The sequence below is a fragment of the Streptomyces gamaensis genome, from assembly GCF_042656465.1.
Classification (GTDB): Bacteria; Actinomycetota; Actinomycetes; order Streptomycetales; family Streptomycetaceae; genus Streptomyces; species Streptomyces gamaensis.
This window is the reverse complement of record NZ_JBHSPB010000005.1, coordinates 256,372-276,032: the sequence shown is the minus strand read 5'-3', so window position 1 is coordinate 276,032 and position 19,661 is coordinate 256,372. Positions and strand designations below refer to the sequence as shown.

Sequence of the window (19,661 nt, the reverse complement as noted above, 5' to 3'; positions counted from 1 at the left end):
TCCCGCCGCATCAGACGCCGGCCGGGACCGGCTTCGGCCCGTCCGATCCCCGCCGGGCCGGGGCGGCCAGGCCCCGCAGCTGGTGCAGGGTCGGCAGGACGGTCGCCAGCAGCGCCACCACCAGACAGGCCAGCAGTACGGAACCGAGCTCCAGCCACGGCACCGGGAACTGCGCGCCCTCACCGGAGGAGGACAGCGCCCGGCTCATGCCCATCATCGTCACCCCGTCCGCGAGCAGTCCGAGGACTCCGCCGACGACGACCACCGTCAGCGTCTCCCACACCACCGTCCGCAGGATCTGCGCCCGCGTCGCACCGATCTTGCGCATCAGGGCGATGCCCTCGGCCCGCTCCCCGGCGGCCATCACCAGGGTGTTGGCGATCGCGATACCGGTGTAGAGCATCGCCATGCCCAGCAGGACCAGCATCAGGACCTGCCCCTCCTGCTGGGTGGCCTCCGCACGCTGCTCCAGCCACGCGCCACGGGCCACGGCCTGCGCCCCGTACTGCTGGGCGACCTTGTCGGCTGCGGCCGTCACCGCCGCGCGGTCCGCGCCCGGCGCGAGCGAGAGATACGCGGCCGAGGACATCGTGCCCGGCTGGTGCGCGGCCAGCGTGGCCTGCGGCAGGATCACCGGCGGCAGGCTCGCCGAGGACTTCAGCACCGCCGCGACCTTCAGCCGCACCTTCGTGGCGTCGGCGAGATACACCTCCACCTCGCTGCCCGTGCGCCAGCCCAGCTGACCGGCGATCAGGCTCGTGACGGCCAGGGAGTCGCCCTTGAGATCGTCGAGCGAGCCCTTGACCGGGTCGAGCTTGAACGCCGAGCCCAGCTTCTCCGGGGCCACGCCGCCGACAGCGCTGGACATCACATAGCTGGAGCCGACGAGGAAGCCACTGGCCTCCGAGACCGGCGTCACCGACGCCACGCCCCGCACACCCGCCAGTTCCCGCACCGCCGAAGCCGGCATCCCCGCACCCGGGCCGGCCACGACCACATCCGCCGTCAAGTGCTTGCGGCTGTCGGCGATCTGGGTCGCCGAGCTCGCGTTGGTGACACCGATGAGCGAACCGGAGACGGCCACGGTCACCAGGATCGGCGCGGCCGCACCGGCCGTACGCCGCACCGCCGAGCGGGCGTTCTCCCCCGCCAGCATGCCCGTCACCGACGTCACCGCCGCCAGCGGCAGCGTCGCCAGCCGCACCAGCGGCGGCACCAGCAGCGGCGCGAACGCCACCATCGCCACGACCAGGATCTCGGTCAGCACTAGCGCGATCACCACCGCGCCGTCACCGCCGGCCCCCATCATCATCATGATCAGCAGCACGGCGGCGGCCAGGAACAGCGAACCGGTGATCCACCGGCCGCGCGTCATCACCCCCGTCTCCAGCGCCGCGTCCCGCAGCGACTCCGCCGGACGCACCTTCGCCGCCCGCCGCGAAGCGGCGAAGACACCCAGCAGCGCCACGACGACACCGGTGAAGAAGCTGCCCACGAGGATCGCCGCGGACGGCTCCACTGCGAAGCCCTCCGGTGCCATCCCGAAGCCCACCAGCACCGAGGCCAGGAACCGGCCGCCGGCCACGCCCAGCGCGCAGCCGACCGCCGAGGCGACGACACCCAGCGCCGCCGACTCCGCCATGATCATGCGGCGGACCTGCTGCGGCGTCGCACCGACCGTCCGCAGCAGCGCCAGCTCCCGGCGCCGCTGCGCGATCGCGAAGGCGAACGTCCCCGAGACCACGAACACCGACACGAACCCGGCGATGACCGCCATGATCGCCAGCAGCGTCGCGACATCGCTCAGCGAGGCGGCCCGGGCGGCGGCCTGCGGGTCACCGCCCTTGGCCGAACCGGTGCCCACCTTCAGGGACTTGTCCGGCAGCGCGGCCCGCAGCTGCTCCGCCAGCGCCCCGGGAGCGGTACCCGGCCGCGCCAGCACACCGACCGCGTCGGCGCGCCCCGCGTCGCCCGACAGCCGGCGTGCCGCCTCGTCGGTGAAGAAGACGGTGGCCTCGCCGAGCGAACGGCCCTGCGGCGGCGCCGCGATACCCGCCACCCGCATCTGCTTGCGGCCCTCCGGCGTGACGACCGACACCGCGTCGCCCACCCGCGCCTTCACGTGCCCGGCCAGCCCCGACGCCAGGACGACCTCGTCGTCGGCGGCCGGCTCCTTGCCCTCCGTCAGCCGGTACGGCGCCAGAGCGGCACTGGACCAGCCGTGCCCCACCGGCCGCTCCCCGGAACTGTCCGACGTGGCCGTGATCACCTGGGCGGGCAGCGAACGGTCCACGACCACCCGCTCCACCCCGGGCACGGCCCGGACGGCGTCGGCCACCGCACGGGCGTCGTCCAGCCGGTGCGGCCGCGTCGCCGCCTGCCGCTGGTCGTACTTGCCGTCACCGGAACCGAAGTCCACGGTGAAGGACTGCGGCGCGCGCACCACGGCCGCCGCCGCGTCGTAACGGCCCGGCCCGGACGGCTTGCCCGGGGCACGGGTCGCGTTGAGGACCTCGCCGGTACTGGCGATCAGCGCCACACCCAGCGACAGCGCGATCAGGGACCCGAGGAACAGGCCCCAGCGATTGCGCAAGGTCTGCAGAGCTATCGAAATCATGTGAGGTTCAGCCGCCCAACCGGCTCATGTGCTCGGTCACCGCGGCGACCGTGGGGGAGTACAGCTCGCCCTGGACCGCACCGTCGGCCAGGAACAGCACCCGGTCCGCCCAGGCCGCGGCCACCGGATCGTGGGTGACCATGACCACCGTCTGGCCCGCGTGATCCACCACCGAACGCAGCAGACCCATCACCTCACGGCTGGTGTTGGTGTCCAGCGCCCCGGTCGGCTCGTCCGCGAACAGCACGTCCGGCTGACTGATCAGCGCCCGCGCCACCGCCACCCGCTGCTGCTGGCCACCCGACATCTGCGAGGGGTGGTGGTCGCCCCGGTCGCCCAGACCGACCTGCCGCAGCGCCTGGTCCACCTGCGCCCGGCCCGGACGCCGCCCGGCCAGCCGCATCGGCAGCTCCACGTTCTTACGGGCCGTCAGCGACGGCAGCAGGTTGAACGACTGGAAGATGAACCCGATCCGCTCACGGCGCAGCTTGGTCAGCTCGGTCTCCGACAGCGTGCTGATGTCGGTACCGCCGATGAACACCGATCCCGACGTCGGGCGGTCCAGCCCCGCGGCGCACTGCAGCAAGGTGCTCTTGCCCGAACCCGACGGACCCATCACAGCCGTGAAGGACCCCCGGGCGAAACCACAGCTGACACCACGAAGAGCCGAGACCTGGCTGTCGCCGCGCCCGTAGAGCCGGGCCACGGCGCTGAGCGTCACGGCCTGCTCCACACCCGCTCCGATGACAGTCACTCGTCCTCCCACGTTCTGCCCCGCACACCGTGGCGTCTGCGGGTGATCACCAGTCAACCGGTGCGACGCGCCCTGGTCACGGGCCCCAAGTGCCGTTTTCCCGGTGGAGATTTCTCCACCCCCATGGACAGGAGCCCGGGGAATTCGCCCGCGACGCAACCTGCCTCTTTTCGCGTCAGCTTACAGAGTTGGCGCGCGCCCGCACCCCGGTACGACAGTGGTCCCCTGGCCGCTGCTGCCGTCGGGGGAAAAACACCGAGACGACGCGTGCGCGGCGGCGTGATGACGCGCGATACCTCACCGGAGGAAACGGGGACATGGCCAACGAGACGGTCGGCAGCACCGAGTTCACGAAGTCCGCGGAGCTGTTCAACTCCAGCATCGCCACCTGGGCGGTCAGCGCCGCCTGGGACATCGGTGTGTTCCGGGCCCTTGCCGAGCGGGATTCCCTCGACATTCCCGCCCACGCGCAGTCCGAGGGACTGCACGAGATGTCCCTGCGCGCCATTCTGCGCGCCCTGACCTACGCGGACGTCGTCGCCGTCGACGGCGACACCGTCACCCGCGGCTCCACCTTCGAGGAATTCTCGAAGACCAAGGGCCTGTTCCAGTGGCTCACCAAGGGCTACGGCTCGCTGTTCCGGCGCATGGGCGAAGTCGCCTTCGAGGACGCGCGCAACGGCGACTGGATCCAGCGCGACTCCACCGCCGTGTCCATCGCCTGCCGTGACGTCAACGACGTCTTCATGGACGAGGCGTTCTTCTCCGTCCTCGACGGCCTGGAGTACTCCGTCGCCGCCGACCTCGGCTGCGGCAGCGGCGAACGCCTCGTACAGCTCGCCCGCCGCGACGCCTCGGTGCGCTGCGTCGGCATCGACATCGCCGCCGGCGCCATCGAGGTCGGCGAGAAGGCCCTCGCCGAGAACGGGCTGCAGCACCGCGTCAAGCTCATCCAGGGCGACGCCCGCAAGCTCAGCCGGTACGAGGAGTTCAAGGACGTCGAGCTGATGACGTCCTACCTGATGGGCCACGACTTCTGGCCCCGCGAGAACTGCGTCGCCCTGCTGCGCGGCATCCGCACCGAACTGCCGAACCTGAAGTACTTCATCCTCGCCGACACCCACCGCGACACCGTCAACCCGGTACGCGAACTGCCCGTGTTCACCCTCGGCTTCGAGACCGCCCACGCGGTCATGGGCCAGTACATCCCCAGCCGCGAGGAGTGGCTGGAGGTCTTCGAGGAGGCCGGCTGGACGTGCACCAAGCAGCACGTCTACACCACCCCCTCCAGCACCGTCATCTTCCAGCTGGAGCCCGCCGCGTGAGCGCGACAGCACTGCGGACACTGCACCAACTGGCCCTGAACGAAACCCCGTACCCGCCCCTGGAGTCGGTACAGGCGGCCATGGCGGACACCTTCGCCGAGGTCAACCGCTACCCCCAGTTCTACCCGGACGACCTCATGGCCCTCGTCGCCGACTGGCGCGGGGTGCCCGTGGAGTCCGTCCTCGTCGGCAGCGGCTCCGTCGGCGTGGCCCTGCAGACCCTCCAGGCGTACATCCAGCACCCCACCGACCAGGTCCTCTACGCCTGGCGGGCCTTCGACGCCTACCCGATCATCGCCGACATGGCGGGAGCGGAACGCGTCGAGGTCCCCCTGACCGACAGCGGCGAACAGGACCTCGCGGCGATGGCCGCGGCCGTCACCGACCGCACCCGCGTCATCATCCTGTGCAACCCGCACAACCCCACGGGGACCGTCGTCACCCGCGAGGCCCTCGACGGCTTCCTCGACGCCCTGCCCGCCGACGTCCTGGTGATCCTCGACGAGGCGTACACCGAGTTCGCCCGCGACACCGACCTGCCCAACGGCATCGACCTGATGCGCGCCGGCCGCAACGTCCTGACGCTGCGCACCTTCTCCAAGGCGTACGGCCTGGCGGGGCTGCGCGTCGGCTACGGCATCGCCGCCCCCGACGTCGTCGCCCGGATCCGGCCCACCGCCGTGCCGTACAGCATCAGCCGCCTCGCGCACACCGCCGTCACCGCCAGCGTCACGGCCGAGGCCGAACTCGACGCCCGCATCGCCGTCATCACCGCCGAACGCGCCCGCGTCCAGCGGGAGTTGCGGGAACTCGGCTGGAACATCCCCGACAGCCGCGCCAACTTCGTCTGGCTGGACGAGCCGGTGCGCGCCGAGGCCTTCCACGCGGCGTGCGCCGAACACGGCGTCCAGGTGCGGCTGTACCCCGGCGAGGGCATCCGCCTGACGATCGGCACGCCGGAGGCGAACGACGCGGTGCTGAGGGCTGCGAAATCCAGCCCGTCCGGCGATTGAGGACCGGGGTCTGGGGCGGAGCCCCAGTTGCGGGAAGGGGCGGGTAGGGGAAAAGCCGCCGCAGGCACCCCGCCCACCCGACCACCGCACCCTCGGCCCCGTACACACGCCCGGCACCCGCGCACCCCGCCGGGCCACCGCAAGACCCAAGGAAGAGAGAACAGCAATGGCCAACCCCTTCGAGGACGCCGACGGCACCTACCTCGTGCTGGTCAACGACGAGGGACAGCACTCCCTGTGGCCGGAGTACATCGCCGTCCCCGACGGCTGGAGGACCGTCCACGGCAAGGACACCCGCGACGGCTGCGTCGAGTACATCACCACCCACTGGACCGACATGCGGCCCGCGAGCCTCGTGGCCCGGACGGCCGCGTAGGGGCGAACGGCCCGGACGGCAGGGCGGGAGCGGAGGGGGCGGCCGAACGTCGGCCGCCCCCTCCGCTCCCGGACCCCGCCGTCTCGCGACCGCTCCGCCGACCGACCTCCCGACTGGAGAAGCCACGTGCACAAGCTGGTGCTGACCGCCGAAGAGCGGCAGGACTTCGACCGCGTCCTCGACGGCCTGACCGCCACGGCCGACGACTGGGACGCGATGGAGGCCATCGGGCGCGCCGCCGAGGCCGCGCACGAACTGCCCCTGAGGCTGCGGGCCTTCCTCGCCCGCGCCCGCGCCGAGGAGTCCGCCGTCACGGTGGTCTCCGGCATCCCCCTCGACCCGGCCCTCGCGCCCACCCCCACCGGCTGGGACCTGGCCGCCAAGACCGCCGCCGGCCGCCGCGAGGAACTCGCGCTGCTGCTGTGCGGCTCCGCCATGGGCGACGCGTTCGGCTGGGCGAGCCAGCAGGACGGCCGCATCGTCCACGACGTGTGCCCCGCCCCGGGCATGGAAGGCTCCCTCACCAGCGCCAGCAGCGCCAAGACGCTGTCGCTGCACACCGAGGACGTCTTCCACCCGCACCGCGCCGACTACGTTTCACTGCTTTGCCTGCGCAATCCCGACGCGGTGGGCACCACCATCACCCGGATCGATTCCCTGGAACTCCCGGAAGAACTCCGGGCGATCCTCTCCCAGGAACGCTTCCGCTACTACCCCGACGATTCCCACACCGGCGCCGACCCGGCCGGCACCACGGGCCGGGTGCTCTACGGAGCGGAGCGTTTCCCGTATTTCCGTTTCGACGTCGACTTCATGTCGGGGGAGGACCCGGAGGCGGCGGACGCCATCACCGCGACCCAGGAAATCCTCGGCGCGGCCGCGGACCGGGTCGTCCTCGCACCGGGCGACATCGTCTTCGTCGACAACTACCAGGTCGTGCACGGCCGTGAGCCCTTCGCGGCCCGCTACGACGGCAAGGACCGCTGGCTCAAGCGGCTGAACATCACCCGGGACATCCGCCGCCTGTACGCGGACAGCGGCCGCCGGTCCAGGATCATCGGCGCCTGAGAAGTCCTGAGGATTCCGAGAAGGAGCGTGCTGCCGGTCCCCTCAGGGGACCGGCAGCACGCACGCACAACTATGTGCAGAGCGCCGGCTCCGCAGTACCGCACAGCGGGCCCTCACTGCCCGCGCGGGGCCGCAGCAGCGCCCGGCCCAGCGGGGTCAGGGCGTGCCGCGCCTTGTTGCGCTCCCGCCGCGTGGTGATGAGCCCGGCGGCCCGCAGCACCGCCGTGTGCTGGCTCGCGCCCGGCGCCGAGATGCCCAGCCGCTGGGCGAGTTCACCGGTGGTGCAGCCGTCCACCAGCGCCTCCAGGGCACTGGCGCGCGTACTGCCCACGAGCGCCGCGAGCGCCTGGCTGTCGTCGCCCGGCTCCTCCCACAGCGCTTCGGTGCCGTCGTCCGGCGCCGCCGAGAACAGCAGCGCCGGCTGGCCCCCGGCATCGGTGAGGTCGAGCAGGTGCCCCGGCCGCTGCGGCAGGAACAGCGAGGGCACCAGCAGCAGTCCGCGCCCGTCGAGGCGTACGTCCCCGTCGCGCTCGTGCGGCAGCTCCAGCACCGGGGTGGACCAGTGCCCGCCGCCCTGCAGGTTGGACAGCATGAAGTTCGACAGCAGGTGCTCGACCCCGCCGACGGCCATCAGCCGCTCCAACTGCCCCTGTCTGTCGTGCAGATGGTCACGGATGCGCGACCAGTACGGGGCCACGGCGATCCGCCAGAAGTCGTGCACCAGGCTCGCCAGCTGCTCCGCCGGAACCCCCAGACGTCCCAGTGCCAGCCGGGACTCCATGGCCCCGCCGCGCAGCATCGCGAGCAGCCGGGCCGGCGAGGGGAAGACCTTCGGCAGCTGTTTGAGCAGGGTGACCCGCTGCTGCCCAAGTTTCTGACGGGCCTTCATGCGCCAGTCGACCAGGGCCGGATGGCCCGGCTGGTCGAGCGACATGAGCGCGAAGAAGGTTTCGACGTGGGAGCCGGGCGCCGTGCCGACGCGAACTCTTAAAAGGTCGTCGAGCGTGAAATGTATGCGTTGGGTCGATACACGTAGTACAGAGTTCATGGCTTTACTGTTTTGCTCCTGTTTGTCTGCAGGAGTACGCCATGTGTCGCATTCCATAACCTCCCCCGTTTTGGTCATGCCGCTGTCGCAGCTTAACCGATCGTCGCAGGTGGTGCTAGGTCCACCTCGGCAACGGCCATGTCAAATTTGCGAGTTGAAATTCGGGCTTTGCGGACCAAGGGGTGCGCTTCGGTGTTCTCCGGGTGCCCCCGGACGCGTGTACGCAAAATGAACGCGTAAAGTGCGCTTCCGGTTATGCTGGGGGTGGGGGGACAGGTGGGTGTCAGGAGGTATCCCGTTCCATGTCCGAGTTGTTCGACGCGGTCGAAGCGCTGATCGCGGGCCAGCCGGTGCTGCCGCCGCCGCCCGAGCGGGAGCGGCTGCGCAAGGCCCACGGCCTCAGCCAGGACCAGATCGCCAAGGCACTGAAGGTCCGCCGGGCCACGGTCGTCAACTGGGAGAACGGCAAGACGGACCCCCGCCCGCCGCAGCGCGAGGCGTACGCGCATCTGCTGGCGGAGCTGGCGAAGTTGTATCCGGCGGAGGGGGAGGGGGAGCAGGGGCCGGCCTCGGAGGTGTCGGTTCCGGCTGAGAGTGACGGCGTGGCCGGGAACGCTGTGGGTACCGATGCGCACTCTGCGGTGCGTGGGGGCTCAGAGGTCTTGGGGGCTGAGGGTGCGCCGGGGCGGACCGGCAGCGCGGGGAGTGCCCCGGGACGTGCCTCCGCTCCGGCTTCCACAGCACCCGAAGCGGAGCCCGCACCCTCGTCGGTTCCCGGAACCGCGCCCGTACCGCCGTCGGTTCCCGGGACCGAGTCCGTACCCTCGTCGGTTCCCGGGACCGAGCCCGTACCGCCGTCGGTTCCCGGGGCCGAGTCCGTACCCTCGTCGGTTCCCGGGACCGAGCCCGTACCCTCGTCGGTTCCCGGGACCGAGCCCGTACCCTCGTCGGTTCCCGGGACCGAGCCCGTACCGCCGTCGGTTCCCGGAACCGAGCCCGTACCCTCGTCGGTCCCGGAAGCATCCCCCGCCGGGGAGCCCCCCACCGGGCCCCCGACCCCCAAGTCCCCTCCCCGCAAGGCGGCTACCGCCCCTCCGGCGGTCAAGCCCGCCCGGCCCGCCGCCCCCTTCGATCCCCGTTACCCCCACGGGCCCCTCGCCGTCCTCGACGGTGACGGGAGCCTCTACGGGGTCGACGGGCTCGTCCTCGACTGCCCGGCCACGTCGCTCCCGGCGCTCGTGGAGTGGACGCTCGGCGAATCCGGCCTGGGCGCACCCCGGTTGCACCGTTCCGGCATGGACTTCGACCCGCTGATCGTGCTCACCGCGTCAGCGGCAGAACGCTTCGGGCTCCCCCTGGAGCTGGAGGACCGGCGCACCCTGCGGCTGCCGGACGACCACCCGGTGGTCCGCCGCATCGCGAAGGCGAAATGGCAGCTCACCCGGCGCGGCTTCGGCCCCTGGGCCCGGATCTACCGCCCCGCGCAGGGCGGGCAGCGCCGCTGCGTACAGCTCGCGATCCTCCCCTGGGACGCCCTCGACACCCGCTCGTGGGGCGACGCGGCCGAGCTGCCGCCCGCCGAACTCGCCCAGGTCCTGGGCGACTACGCGCGCCGTGTGATCACCCCGCGCGGTTCCACCGCCGTCAACGGCCTGGAGCTGATGACGGCGCTGCGCCCGCCGACCCGCGCCGTCAAGGACGAGGCCACCGGCCAGTACGTCAGCGCGCCCCTGCCCGGCTCGCTGACGCGGCCCGTCGACCCGGCCCCGCCCGAGGCCCCCGACGAACACCCCGTCGCGGTCGGCCGGGCCACGGGCGAGGTCCTCGACGAGGAGGCGTACGAGTGGATCCGTGACCCGCAACTGCTGACCGACGCCGAGTGCGACCTGCCGTACGCCGTCGGCGTCGACGTCAACATGGCCTTCGCGGCCGCCGCGAACCGGCTCACCGTGGGGCTCGGCCCCGCCGTCCACGACCGGCACCCCACGTTCGACCCCAAGATGCCCGGCTGCTGGCTCGTCGACCTCTCCTGGATCGAACTCGACCCGCGCCTGCCGTCCCCGTTCACCCCGCACGGCGACCGCCCCGCCGGACCGGCCTGGTACGCCACCCCCACGGTCGCGTACGCCGTCGAACTCGGCTTCGCCGTACGGCCGTTGGAGGCGTACGTCCGTCCCGAGCACGGCCCGTACCTCGACCCCTGGTACCAGCGGCTGCGCGACGCCTACCTGGCGACCATGGACCGCCTCGGCGTCGTCCCCGGCCTGGACGAGACGGAATACCTCGCGGCCATGGACAAGCACAAGCAGGAGGACCCGGGCCAGGCCGCCGTCCTCTCCGCGATCAAGGCCACCGTCAAGGGCGGCATCGGCAAACTCCGCGAACGCCCGCAGGGCGCCCGCTACCGCCCCGGCGAGCGCTGGCCCGCCCTCGAACGCCCCACCTGGCGCCCCGACATCCGCGCCGCCGTCATCTCCACGGCCCGCGTCAACATGCACCGTAAGATGAACAAGCTGGCGTCCGCCGGCCTGTACCCGGTGGCCGTCCTGTCCGACTGCGCCGTCTACCCCTCCGCCGGACCCGGCCCCCTGGACTTCCTGCCGCGCACCCCGGAGGGCAAGCCGCTGCCCGGCGGTTTCCGGCTCGGCGTCTCGCCGGGCATGGTCAAGCACGAGGGCACGCAGTCGTTCCTGTGGGCGGCCGAACTCCTCGACGCGGGCCACAATCCGGCCCGCCACATCAAGGGCACGGACGCCGCGGCGGACGGCGAGTGAGGCAAGAGGCAGAGGTAGCTGGTCACGATGGGCATTTTCAGTGAGAGTCTCGACAAGGCCACCCAGGCGGCCTTCACCCGCCCCATCCCCAAGGGCGCGCCGGCGCGTATGCGCTTCCTGGTCAGGGTCGAGAAGGGCTCGACCAAGGCGGTCGCCCGGCGACTGGGCATCTCCCAGCGCACCGTCGAGCGTTATGTGACGGGCCAGTTCCAGCACCCGCGCAAGGACCTCGCGGACCGGCTGGAGGCCGAGGTCCGCAAGGAATGGCAGCCCCGCGTCCGCGAACGCGCCCGCAAACAGGCCGCCACCACCACCGGCATCGTCATCGAGACCCGGGCCCGCTTCGGCTTCACCGCGGCCCCCGGCTCCACCGACGACGCCCGCGTCCGCCGTATCACCCAGCACCTGCCGCCCGAGTACGCCGCCCGCCTCTTCGAGGCCGAGACCGCCGGCGAGGCGGACGCACGGCTGCGGGACATCGTGGCCGAGGGCCTGCAGGAGGTGTACTTCAAGGACGACGGCCGCCGGGCGGACGGGCTGGGGGTGGAGTTCACGGACGTGGACTACGTGGAGATGGACTACTCCTAGGGTCTTGCAGGGCCCGTCCGTTCTCAAGGTCTCAGGGCCGCCAGCGGCGCAGCCGTGACGAGTTGGTGACCACCGACAGCGAGGACAGCGCCATGGCGGCCGCGGCCACCATGGGGCTGAGCCGGATGCCCCACAGCGGGTAGAGGACCCCGGCGGCCACGGGGACGCCGACCGCGTTGTAGACGAGGGCCAGGAAGAGGTTCTGCCGGATGCTGCGCATCGTGGCCCGGGAGAGCCGTACGGCCGTGACGACGCCGGTCAGGGATCCGGAGACGAGCGTGATGTCGGCGGCCTCGATGGCCACGTCCGTACCGGTGCCGATGGCGAGCCCGACATCGGCGGCGGCCAGCGCCGGGGCGTCGTTGACGCCGTCGCCGACCATGCCCACGGTGCGGCCCTCGCGCTGGAGGCGACGGATCTCCTCGGCCTTGTGCTCGGGCAGCACCTCGGCGAGGACGCGGTCGACGCCGACCTGGCCGGCGACGGCGTGCGCGGTACGCGCGTTGTCGCCGGTGATGATGACGACGTCCAGGCCGAGGCGCTTGAGGGCGGCGACGGCCTGGGCGGAGTCGTCCTTGACGGTGTCGGCGACGGCGAATACCCCGGCGGGGCGGTCGTCGACGGCGGCGAGCACCGGGGTTCTTCCCTGGGCGGAGAAGCCGTCGGCGACCGGTTCGAGGGTGCCGGTGTCCACCCCGGCGTCGCGGAGCAGCCGCGCGGTGCCGACGCGGACCGTACGGCCCGTGACCTCGGCCTCGACTCCCTTGCCGGTGACCGAGGCGAAGCCGGTCGCCTCCGGCACGGTGACGCCGCGCTCGCGCGCCCCGGTGACGATCGCGGCGGCGAGCGGATGCTCGCTGGGCTCCTCGGCGGCGGCCACCAGCGTGAGGAGTTGGTCCTCGGCGAAGCCGTTCACGGTGTGGACGTCGGTGAGAACGGGCTTTCCGGCGGTGACGGTTCCGGTCTTGTCGAGCACGACCGTGTCGAGCTTGTGCGCGGTCTCCAGCGCCTCCGCCGAGCGGATCAGGATGCCTGCCTGAGCGCCCTTGCCGGTGCCGACCATGACCGACAGCGGAGTGGCCAGCCCCAGCGCGCACGGGCAGGCGACGATCAGCACGGAGACGGCGGAGACCAGGGCGAGGGTCAGGGCCGGTGCGGGGCCGACGGTGAACCAGACGGCGAAGGCGGCGATCGCCACGGCGATCACGGCGGGGACGAAGAAGGCGGACACGGCGTCCGCGAGCCGCTGAACGGGCGCCCTGGACGCCTGCGCCTGCCGCACCAGCCGGACGATCTGGGCCAGCATCGTGTCCGCGCCGACCCTGGCGGCGCGCACACACAGGGAACCGGTGCCGTTGACGGTGCCGCCGATGACCGTGTCCCCGGCCCGCTTGGTGACGGGCATCGGCTCACCGGTGACCATGGACTCGTCCACGGGCGACGAACCGTCGAGCACCTCGCCGTCGACCGGCACCTTCTCGCCGGGCCGGACGACCAGTTCGTCGCCGACGGCCACCTCCTCCACCGGGATCTCCTGCTGCTGTCCGTCGCGGACCACCCGGGCCGTACGGGCCCGCAGCCCCAGCAGCGCGCGGATCGCCTCACCGGTACCGGCCCTGGCACGGGCCTCCAGCAGCCGGCCGAGGAGGATCAGCGTGAGGATCACGCCGACGGCCTCGAAATACACCGCGCGGACGTCGGCGGGGAAGAGGAAGGGCGCGACGGTGACGAGGAGGCTGTAGCCGTAGGCCGCCGAAGTGCCCAGGGTGATCAGGGAGTTCATATCGGCGCCACGATGGCGGAGGGCGAGCCAGCCCGTCACGTGGATGGGGTGGCCGGTGTAGAACATCACCGGCGTGACGAGGACGAGCTGAAGCCAGTGATCGAGCAGGAGAGCGGGCACCCAGCCGGCCCGGAAGAGGTCATGGGCCATGACGGCGAGCAGGACGGGGAGGGTGAGGACGGCGCCCACGGCGACCCGGCGCGTCAAGTCCGCGATCTCCGCGGCCCGTTCGGCGGCCTCGTCGTCCTCCGCCGCAGCGGCGGACTCCTCGGGCGGCGCCTGACCGCCCTGGGCCCCGCCGCCCGGTTCGTGGGGCTCGACGACGAGCGTCCCCCGGACCATGTTCATCCCGCACGCGAAGCCGAAGGACCCTGCGTGCTCGGGGCTGAGCCGGACGGTGGTCCGCGCGTACGCGGGCAGCGCGGCGCTGACCCGCAGCTCGGGGAAGACCACACGGGAGGTGCACTCACCGCTCTCCCGCCGGTCGAAGACGAGCTCGGCCGGCACTCCCTGCCGCAGCACGATCACGTCGGGGCTGTAACCGCCCCGTACGGTGATCTCGGCCCGCTGCACCCCGCCCTCGATCCGCGCGGTACGGGCCTTGCGCGGCCCGAAGAAGAACAGGCCGAGCGCGACGACGAGCGCCACGGATGCCAGCGCGACGGCGATCTCGGCGGTGCCGCTGGCGTCCATCCCCGGGCCTCCGTCCTTGCCGCGGCCTTCCCTGCACCTCCCAGCGTGCCCCGCCCGGGGAAACGGGGCGAAACGGGGCCTGCCGGCCCGGGCAGGACCGACCGGCCCGCCCGGAAGCGGCCACCCTGGCTGGGGCACCCCGCCCGCCCCCGGCGCGGAGCAGCTACGCTGCGGGGGTCACCGCCGGGGCCGGGCGGGCCCGGGCCCGGAGCGGCGCCGTCACCGGGCCCGGCACACCTGCGGAGCCTTCTCGTGCGACCCCAGGAGCCGGTAGTAGTTCTCGCCCAGCGCGATGTCCCGGAACGCCTCGTCGTCCAGTGCCTTGTTGATGCGGCTGGTGACTTCGAGTTCCTCCTCGTAGGTCCGGTAGTCCTTGTTCCGCGACGCCACGAAGTCCGTTCCCGGAATGGCCCGGGTCGGGTTCCGGTCGAGGAACGACGCGTACTTCGCGCGCACCCCGGGCTTGCTGAAGTACGCGTCCTCCAGCACCCGCCAGCTCAGGTCGATGGTCAGGTTGGGGTGCTCGTCGAGGAGACGCTGCACGATCTTGATGTGCTCGTCCGGGTTCATGGTGGTGAGCTCCTTGGAGAGCCCCATATGAGCCCAGACGATCTTGTTGTGCGGGTAGCGCCGCAGCACCTCTTCCATCAGGTGCAGATACTTCGTCGGATGCGCGTTCTCACCGAGGTCCGAGTGCAGGGTGATGGGGATGCCCCGGTCCCGCAGCGTGTTCATGAACGGGGCCCAGTTCTTGATGTTCTCGTCCGTCGCGGCCTGGTGCCCGTTCGGGAAGAGCGCCTGCTTGACGACGTTGACCTCGCCCGCCCAGCGGAACATCCCCGGGAACTCCCGGTCGTACAGGGCGATGCCCGGCGGAATCGTCTCGGGCCGGCGGAGGTCCATGAAGGTCATGGACAGGGTGAGTTCGGGATCCTCGGGCTTCTCCGCCGCGTAGTCCGAGGCGTTGACGAAGTCGTTCTTCATGCTCGGCACGACGGGCGTGCCGGGACAGTCGAGGTAGTACGTGCAGCTCGAATCCGCCGGCAGCGTCTGGCCGATGCCGTACATGCTCGCGTGCCGCACTCCGCTCTTGTGGAGATAGTTGGCGAGCTCCCCGAAGGGAATCGCCTTGCCCCCGAACGGGCGGAAGTGCAGATGGCTGTCCACCGCCGAGGTGTAGGGCTGCGCAGCCCTGTCGTAACAGCCCTTCTCCAGCTGTGCCGCGCCCGCCCCCGCCGACGAGGCGGCCACCGCCACGGCCGTGAGCGCCGCGCCGAGTATGGCGAGATGCCGCTTGACCCGGCCGCTCGTGCCGTGCGTGCCGCGCTTGCTGATTCCGCTGGTGCCGCAGGTCCTGTCGTTCCGAACTGTGCCCAAGACAACCTCCGTTGCCGTCGGTACCGCACGAGACGGGTCGATGTCAGGTGTCAGGAATGCACGCGGCAGCTTACTGGGCGTACGGGGATGTTTGGGGCTGTTTGGCGGAAGTTTCCGCCAGTGGCGGTCCGGTGACGGCCCCGGTACGGTCGGCGCCAACACCCCTTGCAGGGAGGAGAGTTCGGTCGTGCGCAGGCTGTCGGACTACGAGATCGCGGTGCTGGAGCGTCCTGAACTGGTCGAGGCGCAAGCGCTGATGAACCGGTGGGTGCAGGAGTGGATCTACGACCGGTCGCACGAGGCGGAAGTAGCGGAAGTAACGGAAGTAGCGGAAGTGGCGGAAGAAGGTGAGCAGGCAGATGTCGCGGAGCTCGCTCTGGTGCACGCCGACGCGGCGTGGCACCACCACGACGAGGCCGGCTTGCGCGCCTTGGTGGTCGCCGCCCTGTGCGGCTGGTACGAGCAGGCACGCCGTCACGCCGAGGCGACAGGGCGGCCGATGCGGCAGGTCACCGAAGGGATCGTCCCCGCCATGCTGAGCGAAGTCGTCAGGCTGGAGGACTGGCCGCTGTCCTACGGCGGGATCATGGTCGAGGAGGCGGACCCCGGTGACCTGAGCGACCTGGAGGGACTGGGAGAGGCGCCGGACCGGGGCGAGGGTTGAGCGACGCTCAGGCCATGTCGCGGGTCACGTTGAAGGTCGCGTTGAAGGTCGCGTCGAAGGGACCACGGTCAGCATGTCTCGCGGCATCCACAGGGCCCAGGGCTCCGAGCGCCGGTTCCGCGGCCTTGTCCTCGACTTCGCCGGGGTCCTGACCACCGACGTCCTCCCCGTTCACCGCGCCTGGTGCGAGAGCGAAGGACTCGCACCGGAAGCGTGGGGGCATGCCCTCGACAGCCACCCCGACGGGCGCCGCCTGTACGCCGAGCTCGAAATCGGGGCAATCAGCCAGGAGGAGTGGAACCGGCAGACCGCACGGCTCCTCGGACTCGGCCACCACGAGAACCTGATGGGCCGCGCCTGGGCGGGCGTCGAACCGGCGGCCGACATGATCGCCCTGGCCCGGGCGGCACGCGCGGCCGGATACACGGTCGCGATGCTCTCGAACTCCTTCGGCCTGACCCCGTACGACCCGTACGAGGCGGTCGGCGTGTGGGACCTGTTCGACGTGACGGTGGTCTCCGAACGCGAACGGGTCGCCAAACCCGACCCGGCGATCTACCGCACGGTGCTGCACCGCATGGGCCTGCCCGGCGAGCAGTGCGTATTCGCGGACGACCAGGAACGGAACCTTCCGCCTGCCCGCGAGGTGGGGATGACCACGGTCCTGGCCGGGCCTGGGACGGGAGCGGTGGCGCGCTTGGAGGCGCTGCTGGGCATTGACGCGGCTCGTTGACGCGTCGTCGCCGCAGCCGGGCGCCGGCACCGGGCGTCGGTGCTATTCATGAGCCGTGACGGCTTCCGAGATATCCAGCAGGCCCTTCGATGCGGTGCTGTGCGACGTCGACAACGTGATGCGCTTCTACGACATGGCTCCACTGGCCGAGCTGGAACGTGCAGCGGGACTGGCCGAGGGCACCACCGCGAGGGTGGCCTTCGCCCCTGAAGTGGACCTGCCGCTCCTCCTCGGCCAGATCACCAAAAAGGAGTGGGTGGACTCCATCGCATCGGTGCTCTCCGACCAGGTACCGCAGATGTGTGCCCGTCAGCTGGGCATGGCGCTTGCCGATGCTCCGTTCCGGGCCGACGACGCGGTGGTGACCCTGCTGCGCCTGGTGCGCAGACACATGCCCCTGGTCCTGGTGACCAACGCGACCCTGGAGCTGGAACGCGACCTTGAGACGATGGGGCTGGCGGATCTCGCGGACCACGTCGTCAGCAGCGCCCGGGTGGGGGTGGCCAAGCCTGACCGGAAGATCTACGAGATTGCAGCCCGCCGGGCAGGAACCGCCGTCAGCCGGTGCCTGTTCGTGGACGACCGTCTGGAGAACGTCGAGGCCGCCAACTCACTTGGCATGACGGGTGTGCACTACCGCGAGCTTGCCGATCTCCAGAAGGCACTGAGTTCCGTGCTCGACAGCTGAGAAACTGCTTCTGTTGTCGTGCCGGCCTGGTAGAAGGCTGGGATGCCCCGCCCTGAACTGGCCAATACCGACTGGGAATTGATCAGGCCATACCTGCCGATCGGACGGTCCGGCCCCTACCCGGAGCACCTGCTGGAGCATTTCGAAGGGGTGGGCGACAACCACTACGCGGCAGCCTGTTTGGCAGGGCGGACCATGACAGAGAGGACAGGGGCGGTGCTCTGCGGCTGAGCGTGGGCAACCGACACGTATCCCCAAGCCTCGTAGACGGCCTGGACTTTGCCGTCTCCGGCGAGCGGGTTCACCATGAGTGTTGCCCGTCCTGTCCAGCCGGACAGCAGGTGATCATGGATCTTCCGGGCTGTGCCGGTGCCGCGCCAAGAGGTCAGGACAGCGACCTCATCGATCCGGAACGTACGCCGCCCGTCCTCGCGGGTGATGTCCGCCGGGGGTTGCGGGTAGGCCCTCGGCCACCACGTGTTCTCCTCACCGAGCGGGCAGCCGTAGGCGTAGCCGACCGGTTCGCCCTCGTGCCACGCGAGGGCGGCCACACAGCCGGGCCGGGTGGCGTGGCGCTCCAATTGCTGCCGCATTCGCGGGGGTTGGTAGTGCTCCAGGTGCTGGAGTTCTGCGCGGGCGTCCACGTAGACGTGGAGGATCGTGTCGATGGCTTCGCCGGTCAGCGGAGTGCGGGTGAACCGGTCGGGGGTCTTGGTCATCGGGCGGCTTTCATGGTCTTGGTGAGGCGGTCGATGGCGGTTTGGGCGCGGGCGCTGCCGGGGAGGCCGGAGGCGAGTTCGGCGGCGCGGCGGATGGTGTCGGCGGCGGCTTCGCGTTCTCCTTGGGCAAGCTGGGCCTCGGCCAGGTGGACGTGGTAGAGGGTGTGATCGCGGTGGTACCCGGACCTTACGGCGGAGAGGGCTGCGTGGGCATGGGCCTCGGCGTGCTGTGGCTTCCCGAGGACCCGCAGCGCTTTGCCGTTGAGCGAGTGGAGGTCCGCTGCACCGAAGAAGCCGAGCCACCCGGGGCGCGGGATGTCCTCGGCGGTGGCGAGGATGTTATGGGCGCGGTCGAAGGCGGCTTCGCTGCGGCGTAGGTCGGCGAGCAGGGCGGTGGCGGTGCCGATTCGGGCATGGGCCAGCGACCGGCACAGCGGGTCTCGGCGGGTGGTGGGGAGGGAAGCAAGGCGTTCCGCTGATGCCAGGGCGTCGGCTCGGCGCCCGGTGGTCAAGGCGTGGTGTGTCTGGGAGTTCCACGCGTGCAGAAGGGCGTAGGGGTCGTGCGAGAGTTCGGCGAGCCTGATGGCGGTGTCGAGATGCCGAGCGGCTGAAGCTGTACGGGTGCCATCCAGGGCGTACCAGGCAGCAGCGGCCATCGCGTCGGCGGCCACGGCATAGAACAGCCGCTGAACGCGTTGGGAGCAGCCGCCGGCGTTCACTGCGGCGGTTGCCTCGTGGCAGATCGCCTGAGCGGTTTGTTCGAACTGCATTCCGCCCCGGGCCTGATCGGCACAGGTGAGACGTTGTAACTGGTCACGTAGTCGTTTTACGTCGGTGGCTCCGGAGCGCCACTGGCCTTGCGTGGCGGTGGGCTGGGCAGAGGCGGTCAGGACCGCCGCTGTGGCGACGGTGGCGGAGGCGACGAAGGTTCGGCGCTGCATGGGGTCCTCCGGGGGTGCTGCGGTGTGCCGCTTACTGGGCGGCGGTACGAAACCGAGTTCCTCCGGGGTCCGGCCCAGTACTGCCGTCAGGGCGAGGCGCTGCCGCTCCTGTGGCCATACGACTGCTTCGGTCAGCCACCGGCGCACCGTGCGGTCCGTGGTCCTCCCTGGCCTGCCAGTGAGCTGTTCTACATAGTCGTTCACCGCATCAGCCAGCTCTGTCTGTCTTAAACCGGCTTCTTCCATGGCCTGTTGGAGCCGCTGGTTGCTCACATCAAGCACCGTACGGCGGGCACTGCCTGCTGGTACAGAGTTCCCATAAAGACTCGGCAAAGTAGTCCGGTGGTGCGCCGCCAACGTCTCGGCACTATGACCTGTGCCTGACCGGTGTCTGTGCGTTCTCCTTGGTGAGCCGCCGCCTGGGGTGCCTCTCGGAGGGCAACGAACCTCCTGGCGTCCGGCGGCCGATCTCGCGATCCCGTCCTCCTGAAGGAGCTTCC

General features: G+C 71.0%; 16 protein-coding genes. 9 read left to right on the top strand and 7 right to left on the bottom strand.

Features of this window, described 5'->3' with window-relative positions; translation table 11 throughout:
- Positions 1 to 10 precede the first annotated feature (10 nt).
- Entirely contained in the window at positions 11 to 2,617 is a 2,607-nt protein-coding gene (locus ACFP1Z_RS10745; protein ID WP_390315793.1) for an ABC transporter permease, read from the bottom strand.
- A gap of 7 nt (positions 2,618 to 2,624) precedes the next feature.
- Positions 2,625 to 3,362: an ABC transporter ATP-binding protein gene (locus ACFP1Z_RS10740; RefSeq protein ID WP_390315914.1), complete on the bottom strand. Its 738-nt coding sequence runs from the start codon at positions 3,360 to 3,362 to the stop codon at positions 2,625 to 2,627.
- Positions 3,363 to 3,688: 326 nt separating this feature from the next.
- Between ACFP1Z_RS10740 and ACFP1Z_RS10735 the strand changes: the two genes are divergently transcribed.
- The 4 genes from ACFP1Z_RS10735 to ACFP1Z_RS10720 all read left to right on the top strand — a co-directional run bounded on the left by ACFP1Z_RS10735 (position 3,689) and on the right by ACFP1Z_RS10720 (position 7,153).
- Positions 3,689 to 4,696, top strand: a complete 1,008-nt coding sequence (locus ACFP1Z_RS10735) for a class I SAM-dependent methyltransferase (RefSeq protein ID WP_390315792.1) — start codon at positions 3,689 to 3,691, stop codon at positions 4,694 to 4,696.
- Positions 4,693 to 5,709: a histidinol-phosphate transaminase gene (locus ACFP1Z_RS10730; RefSeq protein ID WP_390315790.1), complete on the top strand. Its 1,017-nt coding sequence runs from the start codon at positions 4,693 to 4,695 to the stop codon at positions 5,707 to 5,709. Before ACFP1Z_RS10735 ends, ACFP1Z_RS10730 begins: the two co-directional genes overlap by 4 nt.
- Before the next feature lie 166 nt (positions 5,710 to 5,875).
- Positions 5,876 to 6,085, top strand: a complete 210-nt coding sequence (locus ACFP1Z_RS10725) for an MbtH family protein (RefSeq protein ID WP_390315788.1) — start codon at positions 5,876 to 5,878, stop codon at positions 6,083 to 6,085.
- 126 nt (positions 6,086 to 6,211) lie between these two features.
- A complete protein-coding gene (locus ACFP1Z_RS10720; RefSeq protein ID WP_390315787.1) occupies positions 6,212 to 7,153 on the top strand; it encodes a TauD/TfdA family dioxygenase in 942 nt (313 codons plus the stop codon).
- Positions 7,154 to 7,223: 70 nt separating this feature from the next.
- On the opposite strand, the gene ACFP1Z_RS10715 is transcribed toward ACFP1Z_RS10720, so the two are convergent.
- Positions 7,224 to 8,201: an ArsR/SmtB family transcription factor gene (locus tag ACFP1Z_RS10715; RefSeq protein ID WP_390315786.1), complete on the bottom strand. Its 978-nt coding sequence runs from the start codon at positions 8,199 to 8,201 to the stop codon at positions 7,224 to 7,226.
- 302 nt (positions 8,202 to 8,503) lie between these two features.
- Here ACFP1Z_RS10715 and tap point away from each other — a divergent pair, with 302 nt between their 5' ends.
- Together tap and tpg are read left to right on the top strand one after the other, a co-directional pair.
- The gene (gene tap / locus ACFP1Z_RS10710) at positions 8,504 to 10,975 is read left to right on the top strand and encodes a telomere-associated protein Tap (RefSeq protein ID WP_390315785.1); all 2,472 of its coding nucleotides are present in this window, start codon (positions 8,504 to 8,506) and stop codon (positions 10,973 to 10,975) included.
- 27 nt (positions 10,976 to 11,002) lie between these two features.
- Positions 11,003 to 11,563 (top strand): telomere-protecting terminal protein Tpg, encoded by a 561-nt coding sequence (gene tpg, locus ACFP1Z_RS10705; RefSeq protein WP_390315784.1) that lies wholly within the window; start codon positions 11,003 to 11,005, stop codon positions 11,561 to 11,563.
- A gap of 31 nt (positions 11,564 to 11,594) precedes the next feature.
- Here tpg and ACFP1Z_RS10700 read toward each other — a convergent pair whose 3' ends face one another.
- Positions 11,595 to 14,039 (bottom strand): heavy metal translocating P-type ATPase, encoded by a 2,445-nt coding sequence (locus ACFP1Z_RS10700; protein WP_390315783.1) that lies wholly within the window; start codon positions 14,037 to 14,039, stop codon positions 11,595 to 11,597.
- Between the two features lie 219 nt (positions 14,040 to 14,258).
- Positions 14,259 to 15,416 carry an amidohydrolase family protein gene (locus tag ACFP1Z_RS10695; protein ID WP_390315782.1) on the bottom strand — a complete coding sequence of 386 codons (1,158 nt, stop codon included), beginning with the start codon at positions 15,414 to 15,416 and terminating at the stop codon, positions 14,259 to 14,261.
- Between the two features lie 187 nt (positions 15,417 to 15,603).
- On the opposite strand from ACFP1Z_RS10695, the gene ACFP1Z_RS10690 reads away from it, so the two are divergent.
- The 3 genes from ACFP1Z_RS10690 (at position 15,604) to ACFP1Z_RS10680 (ending at position 17,501) form a co-directional block, all read left to right on the top strand.
- Complete coding sequence (locus tag ACFP1Z_RS10690; RefSeq protein ID WP_390315781.1) at positions 15,604 to 16,080, top strand: hypothetical protein; 477 nt, start codon at positions 15,604 to 15,606, stop codon at positions 16,078 to 16,080.
- A gap of 73 nt (positions 16,081 to 16,153) precedes the next feature.
- Positions 16,154 to 16,813 carry an HAD-IA family hydrolase gene (locus ACFP1Z_RS10685; protein ID WP_390315780.1) on the top strand — a complete coding sequence of 220 codons (660 nt, stop codon included), beginning with the start codon at positions 16,154 to 16,156 and terminating at the stop codon, positions 16,811 to 16,813.
- A 118-nt stretch (positions 16,814 to 16,931) separates the two neighbouring features.
- Complete coding sequence (locus ACFP1Z_RS10680) at positions 16,932 to 17,501, top strand: HAD family hydrolase (RefSeq protein WP_390315913.1); 570 nt, start codon at positions 16,932 to 16,934, stop codon at positions 17,499 to 17,501.
- 164 nt (positions 17,502 to 17,665) lie between these two features.
- Here ACFP1Z_RS10680 and ACFP1Z_RS10675 read toward each other — a convergent pair whose 3' ends face one another.
- Positions 17,666 to 18,220 (bottom strand): GNAT family N-acetyltransferase, encoded by a 555-nt coding sequence (locus tag ACFP1Z_RS10675; RefSeq protein ID WP_390315779.1) that lies wholly within the window; start codon positions 18,218 to 18,220, stop codon positions 17,666 to 17,668.
- The gene (locus ACFP1Z_RS10670; RefSeq protein ID WP_390315778.1) at positions 18,217 to 19,434 is read right to left on the bottom strand and encodes a tetratricopeptide repeat protein; all 1,218 of its coding nucleotides are present in this window, start codon (positions 19,432 to 19,434) and stop codon (positions 18,217 to 18,219) included. The genes ACFP1Z_RS10675 and ACFP1Z_RS10670 overlap by 4 nt, the downstream gene beginning before the upstream one ends.
- Between the last annotated feature and the right edge of the window lie 227 nt (positions 19,435 to 19,661).